Genomic DNA, 20,285 nt, shown 5'->3' with positions numbered 1-20,285 from the left:
AAAAGTTAGGAGGCAATTCTATGAATCATGCAAAATCTGAAGCAATACATGAAGAGGCATTACAGCATATTGTTGGTGGTGTAAACAGCCCTTCTCGTTCATATAAAGCAGTAGGTGGCGGTTCTCCTGTAGCCATGGCGCGAGGAAAAGGCGCTTATTTTTGGGATGTAGATGGCAATCGTTATATCGACTATCTAGCAGCATATGGTCCAATCGTTACTGGTCATGGTCATCCTCATATTGCAAAGGCCATTACGCACGCAGCTGAAAATGGTACATTGTTTGGGACGCCGACTGAGTATGAAGTTACTTTCGCAAAAATGTTAAAGGAAGCCATTCCGTCGATGGATAAAGTACGTTTTAACAACTCTGGTACAGAAGCTGTTATGACAACGATTCGTGTGGCACGTGCCTATACAGGACGTACAAAAATCATGAAATTTGCTGGTTGCTACCACGGGCACTTTGATTTAGTATTAGTGGCTGCCGGATCAGGTCCAGCAACATTAGGAACACCAGATTCAGCGGGCGTGACAACTTCGACTGCTGAAGAAGTTATTACTGTACCTTTTAATAACCCTGAAGCCTTTACAGAAGCCATGGATAAATGGGGCGAGGAGATTGCAGCTATTTTAATCGAGCCAATAGTAGGAAACTTCGGTATCGTTGAACCAAAGCCAGGCTTTCTTGAATTAGTACATGCTACAGCAAAGGAAAAAGGGGCCCTAACGATTTATGATGAGGTCATCACGGCCTTCCGCTTCCACTATGGTGGCGCTCAAAATTTACTTGGCCTAACACCTGATCTAACTGCACTTGGTAAAGTTATTGGTGGTGGTTTACCAATCGGTGCTTATGGCGGACGTAAAGAGATTATGGATACTGTGGCACCCCTCGGCCCAGCATACCAAGCGGGTACGATGGCTGGAAATCCTGCATCTATGCAAGCTGGTATTGCTTGCCTAGAAGTTCTACAAACACCAGGTATATACGAGGAAATGGATAGATTAGGCGCAATTTTAGAAGAAGGTGTTTTAGCTGCTGCTAAAAAACATGGCGTAACCATCACGTTAAATCGTCTTAAAGGAGCGCTTACTATTTACTTTACAGATGTGAAGGTAGAAAACTATGAGCAAGCTGAAAGCTCTGATGGTGAAATATTTGGACGCTTCTTTAAACACATGCTTGAGCAAGGTATTAATCTAGCTCCTTCTAAATATGAAGCATGGTTCTTAACAACTGAGCATACAGAAGCAGACATTCAGGAAACAATTGAAGCAGTAGATATTGCGTTTTCTCAATTGTAATCTTGACAAGAAAAAGGCGACTTGCAAGTAGAAGTCGCCTTTTTCTTATTCATCCATGCAAATCTATGTATTTTATGAGCACTTCCTTCTATAATGTAAAGAAGCTAAAAAATATTAGACAGAAAGGACATCTTTATGAAATTAGGTGCCCGTGTATTTAAAACTGGTGTAGCTATCGTATTTGCATTATTTATTGCAGAGTTGTTAAAACTACCTTCACCTGTTTTTGCTGGAATTGCAGCTATTTTTGCTATTCAGCCTTCTATTTATCGTTCTTACCAAACCATTGTGGAGCAAGTACAAGCGAATATTATAGGTGCGACAATTGCCGTCATTTTCGGCTTGCTTTTTGGACACCATGTCGTTGCCATTGGTATAGCTGTCATAATAGCTATTGGTTTAATGTTAAAGTTTAGACTCGAAAAATCACTTTCGCTAGCGTTGGTTTCAGTTGTAGCTATTATGGAATTTCAAGGGGATGACTTTTTAACATTTAGTTTGATACGCTTTGTTACGATATTAGTTGGGGTATTAGCAGCATTTGTCGTAAATCTTGTGTTCTTACCACCTAAATACGAGGTAAAACTATTTCGCAAAATTTATATTTTACAAGATGATATTATTCGTTGGACACGACTGGCTGTACGGCAAGCTTCTGAGCATACATCCACAAAAACAGCATTAAGTAAGTTTAAAAACCGTATGCTACGAGTGGATACGCTGTATGATTTATATAAGGAAGAGCGTAATTACTTTAAAAATAAAAAATATGTCAAAGCTCGCAAACTAGTAGTCTATCGTCAAATGATTTTAACTTCCAAGAAAAGCTTGGAATTGCTACAGCGTTTGCATAATCACGAAAATGAATTAGCTCAGCTCCCTACCCAATTTCATTTAATGATTCAGGAGAGACTTGATTCCTTGCTAACGTACCATGAGCAATTGCTCTTAAAATATACAGGGAAGCTTAAGCCTGAGCATTCGGAGTGGAGTAAAAGCATTGACTATGTCCAACGTAATGAGCTGATGGAAATTTTCATCAAGCAAATCAACTTTGCTCGTGAAGAAGGCGATACGGAGTTTTCTAGCTATCACCTACTCTATATTTTATCGCGTATTTTAGATTATGAGGAAAACTTAGAACATCTTGATACACTTATTGTTTCTTACCAAAGCTATCATGGACATGAAATCAATGTAGAATTTGAAGAAGAATTCATATAGCTAACATTTTGGCGACAGATTACCTTGATTCAGTGGGATTTTGATCACCCATTGAATAAGATAAGTCTGTCGGCTTTTTTTATACAAAAAACCTCCAAGTAGTAATCTACTTAGAGGAAAGGAGCTAAGAACGCAATGTTAGCAATTGTTGCTCTGCTTGTTGGCGTTTGACCGTTTGTTCAGCACGTAAATGCTGATAATTGGCAATGCCTGATACAATAGTATCCCACATTTCTTCAGGAGTCTTGGTAGTGTTGGATTGTTGAGCCATGGCAGTACTTAATTGCACCGCTTCCTTGCTAGCTCCCCCAAATTGCCTCATACGATCTTCAAAGGCAGAGGCTGATTGACTTTGTAATTGTTGACGTCTTTCATTAACTGCATTCATCAAACCCATTTTAAAAACAGGAATGGTTTTAACAAAAGCCCCATTAATTTGTTCCATCAATTCACTGTTACCATTACGTAGCATATCGATTTGAGGGGCTGTGATAATAGCCACCATACGCGATTTTTCTAAGTCATCTATTTTTTGCTGGAGCATCTCTGCAATACCTTGCAAACGATTTAGCTCCATTTTCGCCAGCTGATTACCTGCTTCACTCTGTTTTTCATACATCGGAATCAATGTTGTTTGGACCTCATGAAGCTTCATGTCAGTTGCTACGATATACTTTTCTAGCTCAAGATAGTACATGAGGTCTTCTTGATATAAGCGTGCAAGTACTCGGTTATCCTTCGCTAATTCCTCTTCCATCAGTACAAATTGATAATGGATTTTCTCAATATCTCTCCCCAGTCCATTATATTTCGTAAATAAATCGCCATCATTTTTGGTCTTACGTGCAAACAGCTTTTTAAAAAAGCCCTTTTGCTCTGTAAAATCTTGTTTGTCGAATGTCTGCATAAGGGCTTCAAGCTGCTTAAATAATTCATTTGATTCGAAAGTTGTTGACTGGGTGATGATGGCTAAAATTTGATCTGCAAAAGTAGCTAATTTTGTAGACGGTTCTTTTCCTAAAGCTAATAGCTCTATCTGATTTTTTATATTGATTTGATTGGCAATTTGCCGTACCTCTGCATGATCCCTTAACTGTTCTTTGAAGGCTTCTGCTGTTTCCAGTGTCAGCTGCTTCAGCGTCAACGAGTTATTCGACATTCGTGCCGCCTCCTTCCTATCATCAGAAAAAACGATTAAAGAGTTTTTTTATGATTTTGTCGGGTGCAGTTTTCTGTGGCTTTGGTTCTTCATAGTGCAAGTCAAACAGCATATGCTCTAAACGGTGTACATCATAACTATCCTCTTGCAAATGCTTTTCTAAATCTAGTTGTCCTGTCGGATTATAAAAAACAATATCCACACCAAATCGATTTAAAAAGGCCAATAACGCTATATCTTCACGTGATAAAGCTGGTTGTTGAGGTGCTTGGTATAATACCAGCTTCGGTACCTCTTGGGAATAGTCAAAGCTTTGTAGTAATCTTAGGATCTCCTGTGGAATCATCGACATTTGTTTAAATAAAAATAACTGTAAATCATATAAGGTCTCATTTGGCTGCTGTTTCAACATGGGCTGCTCACAGGAAGTTTTTATCGTGTGTGCAATCGCACGTTGTAGCTCCAATGTTAACTCACCGTATTGCCACCAATCACTTTGCATAATACGCTCTACTGATAGTTCTCCATTTACTAGGCAATGCTTATAGTGAAAGTGGAAATTCGCTCTACTCGTTGGTGCATAGGGGAATTTCTGGACAAAAACAGTTTGCGGATTTGCTAATAACTGATGCATATAATACCAGTATTCTTCCCGTCTGCTCGAAACCCCACTAATTTTGGCAAATATGACTGGAATGACAATCTCATCCCCAATTACTTCAAACTGTGGTCGAACCAAAGCTTTCTCTTTTGCATAAATAAAAATATCATCATATGTCATCCGTAATGTTAAGGAGCGTGGCATAAAATCTTTAAACTGCCAAGGCTTATAGACACCTGATTGCTGATCATGCATTAATTGCTCAAAATGCTGACTAGATCGATATCCAACCGTTGCCTGCCGGTCACGCAACTTATCAGGAAATGGCTGTAAAGTTGTTTGATTGGCATACGCAGATGTGATAGAGAAAGTATCATTAGGATCAATCTCAGCAAATTCATCTATTTTAGCTGGATGAAAAATTAACACATCACAACCGAGCTCCATTAATAACAATAAGAAATAGCGCTGACTTAGAGTTGCTTCCCCATACCAAACTACTTTAGGAAAATCATCTGTTGGTTTCATGGATTTTGTCCATAGAATCCAATGGTTTTTTAGCCATTTCACCATATCAATTAAAAAACGGCGAAAGTCATTTGCTAGCAAACCTAACGATTGCTGTTTTTGAAAGAGCTCTACTACTTTAATGGTTGCTAACTGTAAATGGCGATTCATTACACTGTCATCATGCTTAGGAATTAATTGATAACCATACATCATTGCCACTAAACGATTAATAGATAGACCTTGTGGAGTTTGTTGATGCTGCGAAAGGATTGTTTGTATTGCCTGAAAGTCTTTTGGTTCAATATGTTTATTTAATTCTTCACTTAAAATATGGATGTTAGTGTTCTGTGACAATGTAAATAATGAATTGAAATAATCATCTTCTTCGATTGGTACGCCCAATACACGAACAGCAATTCTACTAAAGCTCACTTGCTGCTCTGTTGTTTCATAAAATGCACGATCCTTTGGTGAATCTTGAAACGCCTGTAGCCAATCATCAGGATGACGCTCCAACACTGATTTAATTGTGATTGTTTGCATACAAACGCACCTCCTAAAAATCATCCTCAGCCTATGCTAAAGCATTCATTTGTCATAGGACGTCTCACCTAATGACAACAAAAATATTTGAACATCTATACGATCGTTTGTTGTGATGCCATCTGTAAAACTGTTTCCAATAAATTCTTTGTAAATGCTTCACCATTGTGAGGCGAGTAAGTTGTATTTTGTAAAAACTTTGGCTGTTTATCCTTTAAGTCTCCATGATTTGGTGTAAAACCTAAATCAGCCATTGCAAGCATGCCATAATCCATAATAGAATCACCTGCTGCTATATGCACATCGTATGTACAGAACTCTTTTATATATTCTATAGCCGCTTCCTTTGTCAGCACCTTGGGCATAAAATACAATTTTTTTCCTTGTAGCAGAACATGCCAACCATGCATATCAAACTCTTGAATCATCGCTTGTAATTCATCGTATGGTAAAATATCAATATCTACATGATGTACATAAAAAAGCTCATCTATATACAGAGATCGTTGTAGCCATGTATCAGATTTAATTGTCTGAAAAAGCTTTAGCATATCCATACGAGGGATCGAGGAATCTTCAATACGTCTAGATAATGTTTGTGTCCATTTTTCATATGGCTGACCCTTTTCTACTATTGTACCCCCATTGCTTGTAATTGCAAAAGCAGGGCATAAATCATGAATAAAATGGATTCTTTGATATTGATGTAAAGCTCTTGTCGTAACAGGTACAAATAAAGTATGTTGGTGTACCTGTTGCAATAGGGGTGCTGTTGCCCGTGTCATCATACTCATTGCTGTTTCGTCCCTGTGTTCAACGACGATTGTCTCTGTAGCTGGCGGAAACATCTCCATCATGCGTTTAGAATAAATAAGGGTTCTATCTAAATCAGATGTAAATAATATCATCATATTCTCCTCTATAATTCTTTGATCAAACCACAACATGCATAGGACATATTCGAATACTCTTCAATCAATACATTTTTTTCCTGCGCTAATAATAAAATATGTTTCAATTCATGCATGTACTGTGGATTAATTAAAATCTTCCAAGGTATTCTTCTCAGCAAAACTCTTGTCGTTTCCCCAACACCTGGCTTAATGAAATGAATATTATCAATACCAAAATCTCGTTGAATTGTTTGCACGGACTTCATACCCTCCCAAGTAATTGGAGAGATTTCTTGCTCTTGAATTTGTTGCACAATTTTACTCTGTACTTGTTCAAAACATGTGACGATACGCTCTATGTACAGATTGGAGACATCTATTGCCTCTAATTCTTTGTAGTATTTTGCACCATGAAAATCGTTTGCATCCATAAACTGCAAATTTAATACCGTTCTACTTACTAATCCAGATACAGTGGAATTTAAACAAGCAGATGGTATTAAAAAATCCTCACGAGTTCCATAAATAGCTGCACAATGGCCAGGATCAGCCAAAACAGCTAAATCGGCACTTAACTGTTCTTGATATTGTAAATTAAACTTTTGGCAGGATTGAATTAATTCATTGGTAATTGCCCCTTTTCCTGTCCAACCATCAATAAATTGCAGACTTCCTAGAGGATGCTGTGTCAAAATATAACGAATTGCCGTTTCATCAAACCCACGACCTCGCAGTATAGAAATGGAGTAATGTGGAACATTCACATGATAATGCATGCCTATATACCGTTTGATTAAAATACCAATGGGTGTACCTGCACGAGCTAAACTCACAAGAATTAAATTTTCTAATCCTCTATTTTCAATGATTTGTTCTGCCACTACTCCAACGGCGATTGCTATTCTTTCTGCATGAACATCTAGCGCTTTATAAAAAAGATTCATGTAGGTATCCGATGGTTGCTTCTCCACTGGCAGCATTTCCGAATAATGTATACCCGATTGAATGAGTTTTTCACGTTTCTCATTATCCATTTCAAGGAATGCACTTCCAATATCACGCAATAAAAAAATAACGTCCTCTGGTGCATAACTCCCCATTTTATCTGGCTGCAAAGTCGATATCATCGTTCTACCTCCAATTCATGCATACTAATTACATATACTTTGGCTTTAGTGGCTTCTTGTAATGCCTTTACCACACGGGCAACTACCTCTTTACTTGCTATACGTTCCACTATGAAAAAAAGTTCCGTGTAAGACTGGCTTTGAACATTATATAAAAAATTAGTGACCCCATTATTTTCTGGACTTTCAAAGGCTATTTTATCGTTAATCGTATATCCTAAATCATCCGTACAATAGATTGGACTACGTGTAGTTGACTGAAAATAAACATCATTTCCTAAAAAAGAGGCAATTTGCATAGGAACATACATGAACTCACCCGTGCCAATAACAAGCGCTGGTCCATTTGTTCTTAGCTCTTGTAATTGCATAGCAATAGCTTGTATCGTTTGCTTTTGGTCAACATGCTGTTTTGACGTGAGCATAAATCTCCCTGTTGCTAGTAAATAGGGGTACTTATTTATTAATCCATTCTCCGCAACAGAACGATAGAATTTGCGATCAACATATACTTGAATCGGACTAATGTCCATATCTCGTGCAACCTGTGTTAGTAAGTTTGGTTGTGTACTGGTTAAGCTTGGAATGCCAGAACAGCTAAAATTCCCACACATAATGGAGATGAATTCTATAGAGATACCCCATTGTACTTCTAATTGCTTAAAGATTGTTTGCTGCTGTTGGGAACGCCAATCTAAAATAGATAGTACCGCATATTGTCTCACTAAAGGAAATTTCTGTATTAAAGTCTCAATAATATTAATGACCGTATTTCCAGTAGTAATCTCATCATCAATTAACACAATGCGCTTAGCTTGCAGTAAAAATTCTGGTTCCTCCGTATAAATTCTATGGCTTGTCGCATGTGAATGTTCTTCTTCAAACGTAACAAATGGCTCAAAATCGGGCAACACTTCACGTGTTGTGTGGATATACATAGCATTCGAGTGAAAGGCATTAAATACTGCGTGTCCAAGTGCTGTTGCTGTCTCAGCAAAGCCAATAAACAATGTTTCATCCGTTAATTCTAGGGTTCCTTCTATGGATTTTTGTACTTCATCCAAATTAGCTCCGTCTTTTAAAGCTTTAACGACAGCCGAAGCCATTACCTTTTGTCCCGTAAGATGCTGCTGATACATCATTGCTAAAAGAGTTCCTGTCAGTAAAGGGATTTGCGGACGGACAGCCAAATGTTTGCCTAGTACCGTGCTTACAAACAAAAATTGTCTCTTCTTATTAATCCGAGCCGCCATTCTAAACAAATCGGTAAGCGCAAAATTATGGGGATTGTAGGTAATTTCAATATCAATTGAATAATTCGGTAAAATGCTTAATTTACTCATTTGTTGTTGCATATACACTACCACCTATTTCAGACTGTAATAAAAGTGAGGCAAAATCGACAGATTCATGATAAACACCATAGACATGAGCCTGTTTTAAAATCCGTTGTGCCCATCTCATATGTGGCTTAATTTCATTCATTTTATTAGCATAGTGACTTTTCATAACACCTTTTTGTCCATCATTATTTTCTATAATACTTAGCGCATCTAAGTATTCCTCATACGAAATAGCATACAGGGCATGCACAACACGGATATGGCTCGGATGAATAATTGTTTTTCCCACTATGCCATTTTGTTTATCCATTAAAACTTCTTTCATTAATCCATCTAAACAATCGTCTAATAACGCTTTCCTTGTATCAAGCGCGCCTTTCTCACTAAATGGTGTCACTCTAAGTGCGGGCTTTAATACACGCTGATTATTAAAATACTCCCACACAGGCCCAGAAATAATAAAACCATCTTCCTCACGACCTAAGATATTGACAATATCTGCAATACAATCTCGTATGACACTAATATCATAAATGGTTGAATCCATACGCCGGCGAATTCCGTAAATACCACAAAAATCGGTAGCACCAATTCGTACATTTAATACACGGGCTTTGTATTGATGTAGAACCGCTTTAATGTCTAATAACGCTTCCATGCGAGATTCCTTATATAGTACCTCACGACTTTCTAAAATTGGCATACCATATAAAATTAAATCATTTTCTAAAATGGTTTGTTCAAGCAACTCGAAATAACGGGCACCCTGTTCTGCTGTAAACTTTGGAAAGACATAGCCAGTTAATATTTCTTGCTTTTTCCCTAAAACAGTTGTTAGCCTTTGAAATTGCTCAACATGACGTACTCGAACAAAAAGTAAAGGGAGCTCCTGAAGTAATAGCTGTTTTTGCTGATAGAGTGCATATAATTCACTAATATCCTCTATCAGCTTAGCTTCACAATCTACTAACTCTGCATCTCCAACTGCATCCTCCAAATCAATGACAAGTGATGTGAGTTCCTTATATTTTTGTGATCGGATCAAGCTCACAATCGTAGGCATGGAAGCTGGCATATACAAAGTCGCACCTAGGGCATATGACAAAATATCCGCCGTTTCCCATTTCGTAAACGGCTGTGGCTTCTTATAAAAAATCATCTCTGCATCTGTTGCAAAATGTTGCATCTAATCCTCTCCCCAGTAACTATGCCTTTTGTGAAAAAAGCACTGTATCAGCCTGTTCCATACAGACTAATACAGTGCCTTGTTTACACTGCTGTTTTCTTCTTCAACTTGTAAATAACAAATGTCAATAAGAATGCAGCTATTAAAATAATAACGAAAATTTCATGCGAAGGATGGTAGCCCCAATATACTAACACACATTTTCAGTGTATTACGATAAGCCCCTGTTACATCTGCTAGTTTAAAAACTGTGCATATGTATTTAATATCTCATTTAATACATCCACATCAGATCCTCCACCATGCACCTATGTCCCATAGTTACTGTAGGCCATATGCATTGATTAAAGCAGCTAGTCCACCCTGGTAACCTGAACCTACTGCAGCAAATTTCCACTCACCATTATGTCGGTACAGCTCACAAAATACTACAGCCGTTTCAATACTGAAATCTTCACCTAAATCGTAACGCAATACCTCTGATCCCGACTCTTCGTTCGTCAATCGTACATAGGCATTTAAGACTTGCCCGAAGTTTTGATGACGTCCCTCGGCATCGTAAATAGTAACCGTCACTACAATTTTTTCAATTTGAGGTGATACTTGCTTTAAGTTGACAAGAATTTTTTCATCATCTCCATCCCCTGCACCTGTACGATTATCTCCCGTATGGACAACAGACTGGTCTGGGCTGGCTAGATTATTATAGAAAATAAAGTCCTGTTCATTACGACATTTACCTGAAGCATCTAGTAAAAATACAGATGCATCCAGGTCAAAGTCTTGTCCACCATCAAATTGCTTTACATCCCAACCTAAACCAATACCAATGCTATTTAAGCCTGGATCTTGCTTTGTTAAATCAATACGTTGCCCTTTACTTAATTGTATAGCCATTCAAAAATCTCCCTTTCTGTCCAAAGATGAAATTTTAGTTTACACTTAAGCCATAATCATTACATAAAGCAGCTAAGCCACCTTGATAGCCTGCACCAATCGCATTAAATTTCCATTCTCCGTTATGACGATATAATTCCCCTACAACAATAGCTGTTTCAATACTGAAGTCCTCGCCTAAATCATAGCGAATAATTTCTTCGTTGGAAGCAGCATTCATAATACGAATATAGGCATTAGACACCATACCGAAGTTTTGACTGCGAGACTCTGCATCATGAATGGTTACTGTGAAGGCTAGTCGCTGAACATGAGCAGGTACTTGAGTTAATGCCACTTTCACCACTTCATCGTCACCTTCGCCTACACCTGTTAAATTATCGCCTGAATGCTCAACTGAACCATTGCCACCTGTAGTGTTGTTATAAAAAATAAAATCATTTTGATCTGCAACTTTACCTGTATCAGCAAGTAAAAACACAGAGGAGTCTAAGTCAAAATCATGACCACCATCATATTTATTTGTATCCCAGCCTAAACCTACAACCACATTCGTTAATCCTGGATTTGTTTTAGTTAAATCTACCTTTTGACCTTTTTGTAGTGAAATGCCCATAATTTTTATTCCTCCTATTTAGTCAATTATTTATTGATATCTTCGAACAACGTCGCCAAGCTTTATGTCATTTGTTCCCGTACCAACCGCAGCAAATTTCCATTCGTTATTATGACGGTAAATTTCTCCACATACTAACGTCGTTAAATTCGAATAATTATCAGTTAAATTATAGCGAATTAGTTCGCTTCCTGTCCTGTCATCATACACACGAATATATGCATTATGAATCATACCAAAGTGTTGATTGCGACCTGCCGCATCATAAATGTTTACAACAAACACAAGCTTGTTATATTGCGAAGGTACAGACGATAGTTCAATTGTAATTACCTCATCATCACCATCACCATCACCTGTTAAATTATCACCTGAATGTCGAACAGAACCGCAGCTACTTGTTAATTTTCCGAAATAAACAACATCGTCACCCGCTACAACCTTATCATCTTGTAACATTAATACCGAAGCATCACAGTCGATACTTCTGCCACTGCCACTATTTCTGCTAGAAAATAAACCACCTAAAAAGCCGCCACTTTTCTCTTGGCCTACAGGGTCCCACCCTAAACCAACTTTAATTTTATTTAATCCTGCGTTACCCTTTGTTAAATCAACTCTTTGTCCTTTTTGTAAATTAATCCCCAATTCTAACACCCTCCTAAAATATGTATTTCAGTCGAAAGATTTTATGGTAAGCAATAATCTACTAAGCTAAAAGATTTCTACTTAAATTAAGTCTAAAATAACGTGACAAAAAATTCAATTAATGGCTCCGAAAAGGTGTTTTCTCTTATTTTTGAAAGCCCCTCACGTCTTTTTCTATACTATAAAACGTTTTTGTAGTAAAAATGTTCCTTTTATATCCAATGGTCCAAGCAGCTAAAAAAACCTTCTAACTTGTAGAAGGCTATTGTCTTATTTACTAACTTTTCATTTTTGGATCAAGTGCATCTCGTAGTCCATCACCCATTAGATTAAAGCCTAAAACTGTTAACATAATAGCTAAACCAGGGAAAATCATCGTCCACGGAGCATTTAATAAGAACTTCCGTGCATCCGCTAACATTTTTCCCCATTCTGGTGCTGGAGCTTGAGCCCCTAGCCCAAGGAAACCTAATGCTGCCGCTTCAATAATGGCTGTCGCAATTGCTAGTGTCCCCTGTACAATTATTGGGGTTATGGAATTCGGCAAAATATGGGAAAATAGAATTCGTGCATCACGCATACCAATTGCTTTTGCCGCTACTATATATTCCTCTTCCTTGACACTTAAAACCTTAGAACGAATTAAGCGCCCAAAATTCGGTACGTTAATAATAGCAATGGCGATTAATGCATTTTGTAAAGATGGACCAAGCACTGATACTACTGCAATCGCTAGTAGCATACTAGGGAAAGCTAGCATAATATCAAAAATACGTGAAATTATCGTATCGATCCATTTTCCATAATAACCTGCAATGATGCCAAGTAAACTACCAATTATCACGGACAAAATAACAGAGAAAAAGCCTACCCATAGCGAAATCCTTGCACCGTGAATGATCCTCGAAAAAATATCCCGTCCAAAATCATCCGTTCCAAACCAATGATCAGCGGATGGTGCCAGTAAACGCTTCGTTAAATCTTGTTCATTGATGCCCTGTGGTGCAATGAACGGACCAATGACAGCTAGTATAATAAAAAAGATAACAATTCCTGCTCCAACAAGGGATACTTTACTCTTTTTAAAACTACGCCACCCTTCGAGCCATGGACCTACTGCCTTTTCTCGAACCGGTGATACTTCTTTTTTTATATCGATTGCTCCAGTCATCATTGCAACTCCCTTCTATTTGTATTTAATCCGTGGGTCGACTACTGTGTACAGTAAATCCACGATTAAGTTAATCATGATGAAAATAAATGCAACGACGAGAATACCTGATTGAATAACGGGATAATCCCTGAAGCCAATCGCATCATAAATATAACGACCAATTCCTGGCCAACTAAAAATCGTCTCTGTTAAAATGGCACCACCTAGCAGTAATCCAGTTTGTAGACCAATTACCGTTAACACAGGAATAACTGCATTCTTTAATGCATGCTTATAAACAACAATAAACATTTTTTGTCCTTTTGCTCTTGCAGTCCTTACATAATCTGAACGCATAACTTCCAGCATGGAGGACCTTGTGATTCTGGCAATGATAGCCATCGGAATCGTTGCAAGTGCTACTCCTGGTAATATTAATCGCTTTATGACTTCGATGAATTGATCAAAGCGGCCTTGAATGAGCGTATCCAATAAATAGAAATGGGTTATGGCGGTAATTGGATTTCGCACATCTTCTCGACCAGATGTAGGCAGCCATCCAAGCTTACTACTAAATGTCCATTGCTCCATCAATCCAAGCCAGAACACGGGTACAGATACACCGATTAACGCTATAATCATTGCTGTATAATCAAACCAAGAATTTTGGAACCACGCAGAAATAATGCCCGCATTCACACCAATAACAATCGCAATGATCATCGCAAATAGTGCAAGTTCGGCTGTTGCTGCTAAGTATGGGAAAATTTCTTCTGATACAGGTAGTTTCGTACGTAGGGAAACCCCTAAATCTCCCTGAAAAATACCTGCTAAGTAACTAAAATATTGTGTATACCACGGCTTATCTAATCCTAAACTTGCGTTTAACGCCTCGACCGCCTCTTTTGTTGCCTGTTGTCCTAAAATAACTTGTGCTGGATTTCCAGGAATTGCCCGTATCAACATAAAGACGATAAAAGTCATTCCAAGCAAAACTGGGATTAGTTGAAGTAAACGTCTCCCCATATAGTGAAGCATTTTCATCACCTCTCTATGATTTTCATAATCTACTGTGAAGTCTTTATATACTGTTGAAAGGTTGAGCCTTCACTAAACGGTTTTGAATGTTTAGTTGAATTCTTTCATACAGGAAATAATCATTATCTTTACTTGAAAAGAATCTGCGAGATTTCCACGGCTTACCCGCAGAAAAGCAAGCAGATTCTTCACATTCCTTTGTTCAATTAAAAATGATGAAATTTACTATTGAATATCTACTGCATCTAAACGGTCAGAACCAGTAGGATGCGCAATGTAATTTGTAACTTTCTTGTTAGCAGCTAAAATTGGAATAGAGTGAGCAAGTGGAACCCATGGAGCATCCTCAGAAATAATTACTTGAGCTTGCTTATAAAGTTCATTACGCTTGTCTTCATCAATCTCAGTTTGAGCAGCTGTTAATATCTTGTGTAATTCTGGATTATCATAGAACGTATAGTTATTAGAACCAATATTATCGCCGTCTAATAACGTGTATAGGAAGTTATCCGCATCCCCATTATCGCCTGTCCAGCCAAGTAGGAATGCATCCGCTTCACCGTTTTGAGCTTTTTCTAAATACGTAGCCCATTCAAATGACACAATTTTAGATTTAATACCCACGTCTTCTAAGTTCTTTTGAATCGCTTCAGCCACTTTTTGTCCGTCTGGCATGTATGGACGTGGTACTGGCATTGCCCATAGCTCAATTTCCTTGCCATCGTAGCCTGCTTCAGCAAGTAATGCTTTCGCTTTTTCAGGATCATACGTATAGCCTGTCACTTCATCGTTATAACCAGAAATTACTGGTGGCATTGGGTTTTTCGCTGGCTCAGCTAGCCCTTCATAAAATGCATCTACTAATGCTTGTTTATCAATTGCATAGTTGACTGCTTGACGCACTTTTACATTATCAAAAGGAGGACGTGTAACAGTTAAACCAAGGTAACCAACGTTCATAGATGGACGTTCGATTAACTGTAAATTTGCATCGCCTTCGATTGTTGCTTTATCAGATGGGCTTAAGCCATCAGCTACATCAATATTGCCTGCTAATAAATCATTTAAACGTGCTGAGTTTTCTGGAATAGAACGATAAATTACTTTATCTAATTTAGGATAGCCATCAATATAGTAATCTGGGTTTTTCTCAATTGTGATTGAATCATTACGTACCCAGCTAACAAATTTGAATGGACCTGTTCCTACAGGATTTGCAGATAAACTTTCTTCATCTGCTTCAAATGCTGTTGGAGAAGCAATCGCAAATGGAGACATTGCTAAATTTTTCAGGAATGGTGCTTGAGGTTGGCTTAACTTAAAGACAACTGTGTAGTCTCCCTCTGCAGTTACTGATTCAATTACTTGCTTGTCACCAACGACAAATTGCGAACTAAAGTAAGGGTGTTTATCTGCACCTGTTTTCCAACGTTCAATATTTTTAACAACAGCCTCAGCATTGAAATCTGTGCCATCATGGAATTTCACACCTTCTTGTAGCTGGAAAGTATACGTTAAACCATCCTCTGATGCCTCCCATGATTTAGCTAAGCCTGGTTGAATTGTTACATCTCGCTCTCCAAAGTTTACAAGTGTTTCATAAATATTAGCTGTCACCGTGAAGGATTCACCGTCTGTAACAACAGCAGGGTCAAGTGCTACAGAATCTCCACCACGACCATACACTAAAATTTTTGGTTCTCCACTGCTAGCTGTATCGCCACCAGTTGAAGTATCTTTACTACCCGTATCCTTAGTATCTGAGCCGCCACAAGCTGCTAAGATTGTCGAGAGAATAAGGAGTAGCATTACACCTAAAGTCCAAAACTTCTTTTTCTTCATCGAATTTCCCCCTATGAGTTTTTATATCATTTAATGTTGGAGTGCCTCGTAAAGATGGCAAGCAACATAATGACCTGGTTTCACTTCTTGCATTTTAGGTACTACCTGTGAGCACTGATCCTTTTTAAACGGACATCTCGTATGGAAAGTACAACCGCTTGGCGGGTTTGAGGCACTTGGAATATCTCCAGAAATGATGATCTGTTCCCGTTCAAACGTAGGATCTGGAACAGGAACCGAAGATAAAAGTGCTTGTGTATATGGATGAAGCGGTTCAGCATATAAATCCTCACTCGCTGTCAGCTCAACTAATTTACCTAAATACATAACGCCAACTCGATTACTAATATGACGCACAACCCCTAAATCATGGGAAATAAAAATATAAGTTAGCCTTAAATCCTTTTGCAGCTTTTGCAATAAATTCAAAACCTGTGCCTGGATGGATACATCAAGTGCAGATACGGGCTCGTCCGCAATAATTAAGCGTGGATTGGTCATCAGGGCTCTAGCAATGCCAATACGTTGCCTTTGCCCTCCACTAAATTGATGCGGATAGCGTTTGATATGATATTCATTCAATCCAACAATCTCAAGTAGCTCCAACACTTTTTGTTTTCGCTCTTTGGCATTACCTATCCCATGAACAATAAGAGGCTCCTCTAAAATTTTGCCGATGTTATGGCGAGGATTTAGTGAGGCATAGGGATCCTGAAAAATCATTTGAATATCTCTACGTGCCTTCCTCATTTCATTGTTGGATAATTCTGAAATCATTTTGCCTGCGAATTCTATCCTGCCTCCAGTTGGCTCTAGTAAACGCATTAATAATCGACCCGTTGTGGATTTACCACAGCCTGATTCGCCAACAATTCCTAATGTTTCTCCTTCAAATACTTCAAAGGAAACATCATCTACAGCCTTTACATCCCCGGCATGTGAATTAAGGACTCCTTTTCGAATCGGAAAATATTTTTTTAACCCCTCAACCTTTAATAACGCTTTCGACACGTTGCTCCACCTCCTGTTTTTCTAGTAAAAAACATCTCGATTTATGATTCTCTGCTGCTTCAAATAAAGGTGGTGTTTCCTGTAAACAACGTTCCATTGCATATTGACATCGTGCTGCAAAACGACAGCCTACTTGAATACTTCCTGGTTTCGGTACACTTCCAGGAATGGAGTATAAATTTTCCTTTTTATAACGCATGTCAGGTACTGATTGAATGAGTCCTTGTGTATAGGGATGTTTAGGATTAGTGAAAATTTCATGAATCGGCGCCTCTTCCACTATTTGTCCTGCATACATAACAATCACTCGCTCACAGGTTTCCGCGACAACCCCCAGATCATGTGTAATTAACAACACAGCTGTATTCAATCGTTTATTTAAGTCTTTCATAAGCTGTAAAATTTGGGCTTGTATTGTAACATCCAATGCAGTTGTAGGCTCATCCGCAATCAATACTTGAGGGTCACAGACAAGTGCCATAGCAATCATCACACGTTGACGCATACCGCCAGACAGCTGATGTGGGTAGTCCTTTAGCAAATCCTCAGCACGTGGTAGACCTACCAATTTCATAATTTCAACCGCTCTTGCAAACGCTTCCTTTTTTGACCATTTTGGATTATGGATTAATATAGCTTCCTTTAACTGGTCACCAATCGTGAACAAGGGGTTTAGCGAAGTCATCGGCTCTTGGAAAATCATTGCAATGTCTTTTCCACGTATTTTTTGCATTTGTTTGTCCGTACATTTAGCAATATTTTTGCCATCTAGCAAAATTTCTCCACCCGTTATCTTACCTGGTGGTGATGGAATTAATCCCATGATGGACAGCGACGTAACACTTTTACCACTTCCCGATTCTCCTACAATCCCTAAAATTTCCCCTTCATGGACAGAAAAATCGATATCGTCTACAGCAGGAATTTGCCCATTATCTGTGAAAAAGGTTGTTTTCAAACCTTTTATTTCTAGTAGTTTTTTCCTCATGTGTAACGCCCCACCCTACCTATATTTTACTTAAATGTATAATAATATTAATAGAATACTATAACTTTCGTTAAATTCCTTATTTTCAGATAATTCTAACTAAAAACCCTTACTCTTTCAATCATTAATATTCTGCAAATTACATAGAATTTCTACAATAATCGCCTTCCATAATAATAAAATCTTATAAAGAGATAATTTTTTACTTTTTTCAAAAAAAAATAGCCTTCCATTTTCGAATAAATGAAAGACTTTTTTTGAAAAAATTTCTTAAACCGTTTAATTTTCGGAAAATTTTAATCTAAGTGCTGTACTTGGAATAAATTATAATATGTCCCTTGACTGTCCATTAACTGTTCATGTGTTCCACTTTCAATTAATTGACCATGATCGATGACGAATATCTTGTCAGCATGGGTAATTGTAGAAAGACGGTGCGCAATAATAATAGTTGTTCGTTCATGGGCAAGCTTGTCTAATGATTCTTGAATCAGTGCTTCACTTTCTAGATCTAATGCAGAAGTAGCCTCGTCCAGGATTAAAATTGGTGGATTTTTTAAAAACACACGCGCAATGGCAACTCGTTGTTTTTGTCCGCCAGAGAGCTTTACTCCTCTTTCCCCAACCTTTGTGTCATAACCATTAGGCAGACTCATAATAAAGTCATGGGCATTTGCCGCTTTGGCTGCTTCGATGACCTGTGCATCTGTTGCATCTGGTTTCCCCATTAATATATTCTCTTTGACAGAGTCACTAAAAAGTATATTGTCTTGCAAGACAATACCAATTTGAGATCGTAAGGAATGTAAAGTAACATCCCGTACATCTTTTCCATCAATGGTCACTTTCCCGCTTGTTGTATCATAAAAGCGAGGAATTAAACTGATAATCGTTGACTTACCACCACCACTCATCCCTACAAAGGCAACAGTCTCCCCAGGATTTATCGTTAAATCGATAGCATCTATAATAGGTGAGCCAGTTTCTTCATATTGGAAGGATACATTGTGAAAGCGAACCTGCCCATTTGCATGTGGTAGTTCACCAGCATAGTCCTTATCATTGACTTCATAAGGCTCATCTATTAAATCGAACATTCGATCCATTGAAGCGATTGACTGTGTTAAAGTTGTGGACGAGCTAACAAGTCGACGAAGTGGGCCATATAAACGTTCAATATAAGCAATAAAAGCAACCATTGTTCCAACTGAAAGTGACCCATTTATTACTTGATAGCCCGCATAGGCTATAACTAGTAATGGCGCTACATCTGTAATGGTATTCACGACAGCAAATGATTTTGCGTTCCACTTTGTTTGATCAAGCGCTTTTTCTAAAAACTCACCGTTTGCTGAATCGAACAATTTTTGCTCATGCTTTTCTAAAGTAAAGCTTTTAATAATGCTCATACCAGCTACACGTTCATGTAAATAGCTTTGTACACCTGCAAGTGCTTGAGAACGTTTCCGTGTCAAATCTCTCAATTTGCCAAAAAAGTATTTCACACTGAAAGCATAAAATGGAAATGCGACCAACGCTACTAGTGTTAGCTTCACATCCATGGTTAGCATAATGGCAATCGCAATTACAATCGTCGCCAAATCTAACCAAACATTCATTAACCCCGTCATGACAAAGGTTTTTGTTTGTTCAACGTCATTAATTACCCTTGAAATAACATCCCCTGCCCGTGTATTGGCATAATACCTTAAGCTTAAACGCTGTAAATGTGCATAAATTTCCTTACGAATATCAAATAGTACCTTGTTGCTTACGTGTTGTGCAAAATATTGTCGATAATACTCAATAGGTGGACGGATAATAAAGAACACAATAATAGTTCCACCTAGCCAATAAAATAGTTCTTTTGTTTTTTCTACATCTGTTAAGTCATCTGCTGCAATAATATCGTCTAGCACAATCTTAATGAGCAGTGGAATAAATAGTGGAATAGCAAATTTTACTATACCAATGATAATCGTTAAAATAATTTCCCATGTATATGGTTTAACAAAGCGCATATATCGCTTAATGCTTCCCAATTTATCATCACATCCTTACAAAAAGAAACAGACATTCGAAGATGAATGCCCTAAGTATTATAGCAATATTTTGATTAAAATACAGTTATGATGACTTTATAGCGAACTATTTTACCTTTACCTTAACAACACTCTGTCCCCTCCAATAAAAAAACAC

17 protein-coding genes are annotated in these 20,285 nt (G+C 38.0%); 2 read left to right on the top strand and 15 right to left on the bottom strand.

Translation table 11 applies throughout. The features are described 5' to 3' along the window. Positions 1 to 20 precede the first annotated feature (20 nt). On the top strand, positions 21 to 1,307 hold the full coding sequence (locus ACMGGO_RS02575; RefSeq protein WP_259420330.1) for a glutamate-1-semialdehyde 2,1-aminomutase: 1,287 nt from the start codon (positions 21 to 23) through the stop codon (positions 1,305 to 1,307). Between the two features lie 135 nt (positions 1,308 to 1,442). Then, entirely contained in the window at positions 1,443 to 2,531 is a 1,089-nt protein-coding gene (locus tag ACMGGO_RS02570) for an FUSC family protein (RefSeq protein ID WP_279496182.1), read from the top strand. A 124-nt stretch (positions 2,532 to 2,655) separates the two neighbouring features. Here the strand turns inward: ACMGGO_RS02570 and ACMGGO_RS02565 are convergent, their stop codons facing one another. From ACMGGO_RS02565 to ACMGGO_RS02495, 15 genes are all read right to left on the bottom strand, one after another. Then, positions 2,656 to 3,690, bottom strand: a complete 1,035-nt coding sequence (locus tag ACMGGO_RS02565) for a toxic anion resistance protein (RefSeq protein WP_279496184.1) — start codon at positions 3,688 to 3,690, stop codon at positions 2,656 to 2,658. A 22-nt stretch (positions 3,691 to 3,712) separates the two neighbouring features. Further along, entirely contained in the window at positions 3,713 to 5,344 is a 1,632-nt protein-coding gene (locus ACMGGO_RS02560) for a YceG family protein (protein WP_420281557.1), read from the bottom strand. 95 nt (positions 5,345 to 5,439) lie between these two features. Next, positions 5,440 to 6,252: a hypothetical protein gene (locus tag ACMGGO_RS02555; RefSeq protein ID WP_420281556.1), complete on the bottom strand. Its 813-nt coding sequence runs from the start codon at positions 6,250 to 6,252 to the stop codon at positions 5,440 to 5,442. Positions 6,253 to 6,263: 11 nt separating this feature from the next. Continuing rightward, the gene (locus tag ACMGGO_RS02550) at positions 6,264 to 7,364 is read right to left on the bottom strand and encodes a cysteine protease StiP family protein (RefSeq protein WP_420281555.1); all 1,101 of its coding nucleotides are present in this window, start codon (positions 7,362 to 7,364) and stop codon (positions 6,264 to 6,266) included. Next, positions 7,361 to 8,719: a phosphoribosyltransferase family protein gene (locus ACMGGO_RS02545; RefSeq protein WP_420281554.1), complete on the bottom strand. Its 1,359-nt coding sequence runs from the start codon at positions 8,717 to 8,719 to the stop codon at positions 7,361 to 7,363. The genes ACMGGO_RS02550 and ACMGGO_RS02545 overlap by 4 nt, the downstream gene beginning before the upstream one ends. Continuing rightward, complete coding sequence (locus ACMGGO_RS02540; protein WP_279496194.1) at positions 8,700 to 9,893, bottom strand: HpcH/HpaI aldolase/citrate lyase family protein; 1,194 nt, start codon at positions 9,891 to 9,893, stop codon at positions 8,700 to 8,702. The genes ACMGGO_RS02545 and ACMGGO_RS02540 overlap by 20 nt, the downstream gene beginning before the upstream one ends. Positions 9,894 to 10,214: 321 nt before the next feature. Then, positions 10,215 to 10,790, bottom strand: coding sequence for a TerD family protein (locus ACMGGO_RS02535; protein ID WP_016994007.1), 576 nt, complete (start codon positions 10,788 to 10,790; stop codon positions 10,215 to 10,217). Positions 10,791 to 10,824: 34 nt separating this feature from the next. Further along, positions 10,825 to 11,406 carry a TerD family protein gene (locus tag ACMGGO_RS02530; RefSeq protein ID WP_048394760.1) on the bottom strand — a complete coding sequence of 194 codons (582 nt, stop codon included), beginning with the start codon at positions 11,404 to 11,406 and terminating at the stop codon, positions 10,825 to 10,827. Between the two features lie 30 nt (positions 11,407 to 11,436). Further along, positions 11,437 to 12,054, bottom strand: coding sequence for a TerD family protein (locus ACMGGO_RS02525; RefSeq protein WP_048394762.1), 618 nt, complete (start codon positions 12,052 to 12,054; stop codon positions 11,437 to 11,439). A 277-nt stretch (positions 12,055 to 12,331) separates the two neighbouring features. Then, positions 12,332 to 13,228 carry a nickel transporter permease gene (nikC, locus tag ACMGGO_RS02520; protein ID WP_054549024.1) on the bottom strand — a complete coding sequence of 299 codons (897 nt, stop codon included), beginning with the start codon at positions 13,226 to 13,228 and terminating at the stop codon, positions 12,332 to 12,334. Positions 13,229 to 13,240: 12 nt separating this feature from the next. After that, on the bottom strand, positions 13,241 to 14,245 hold the full coding sequence (locus ACMGGO_RS02515; RefSeq protein ID WP_048394767.1) for an ABC transporter permease: 1,005 nt from the start codon (positions 14,243 to 14,245) through the stop codon (positions 13,241 to 13,243). Between the two features lie 225 nt (positions 14,246 to 14,470). Next, on the bottom strand, positions 14,471 to 16,087 hold the full coding sequence (locus tag ACMGGO_RS02510) for an ABC transporter substrate-binding protein (RefSeq protein ID WP_054549023.1): 1,617 nt from the start codon (positions 16,085 to 16,087) through the stop codon (positions 14,471 to 14,473). A gap of 30 nt (positions 16,088 to 16,117) precedes the next feature. Beyond that, positions 16,118 to 17,098, bottom strand: coding sequence for an ABC transporter ATP-binding protein (locus ACMGGO_RS02505; protein ID WP_048394771.1), 981 nt, complete (start codon positions 17,096 to 17,098; stop codon positions 16,118 to 16,120). After that, positions 17,073 to 18,086, bottom strand: a complete 1,014-nt coding sequence (locus tag ACMGGO_RS02500) for an ABC transporter ATP-binding protein (protein WP_103118833.1) — start codon at positions 18,084 to 18,086, stop codon at positions 17,073 to 17,075. Before ACMGGO_RS02500 ends, ACMGGO_RS02505 begins: the two co-directional genes overlap by 26 nt. A 296-nt stretch (positions 18,087 to 18,382) precedes the next feature. Then, positions 18,383 to 20,128, bottom strand: coding sequence for an ABC transporter ATP-binding protein (locus tag ACMGGO_RS02495; RefSeq protein ID WP_305193654.1), 1,746 nt, complete (start codon positions 20,126 to 20,128; stop codon positions 18,383 to 18,385). Positions 20,129 to 20,285 lie beyond the last annotated feature (157 nt).

Origin of the sequence: Lysinibacillus sp. BNK-21 (assembly GCF_048684915.1) — a bacterium.
Taxonomy (GTDB): Bacteria; Bacillota; Bacilli; order Bacillales_A; family Planococcaceae; genus Lysinibacillus; species Lysinibacillus capsici.
This window is presented reverse-complemented; position numbering and strand designations above follow the sequence as displayed.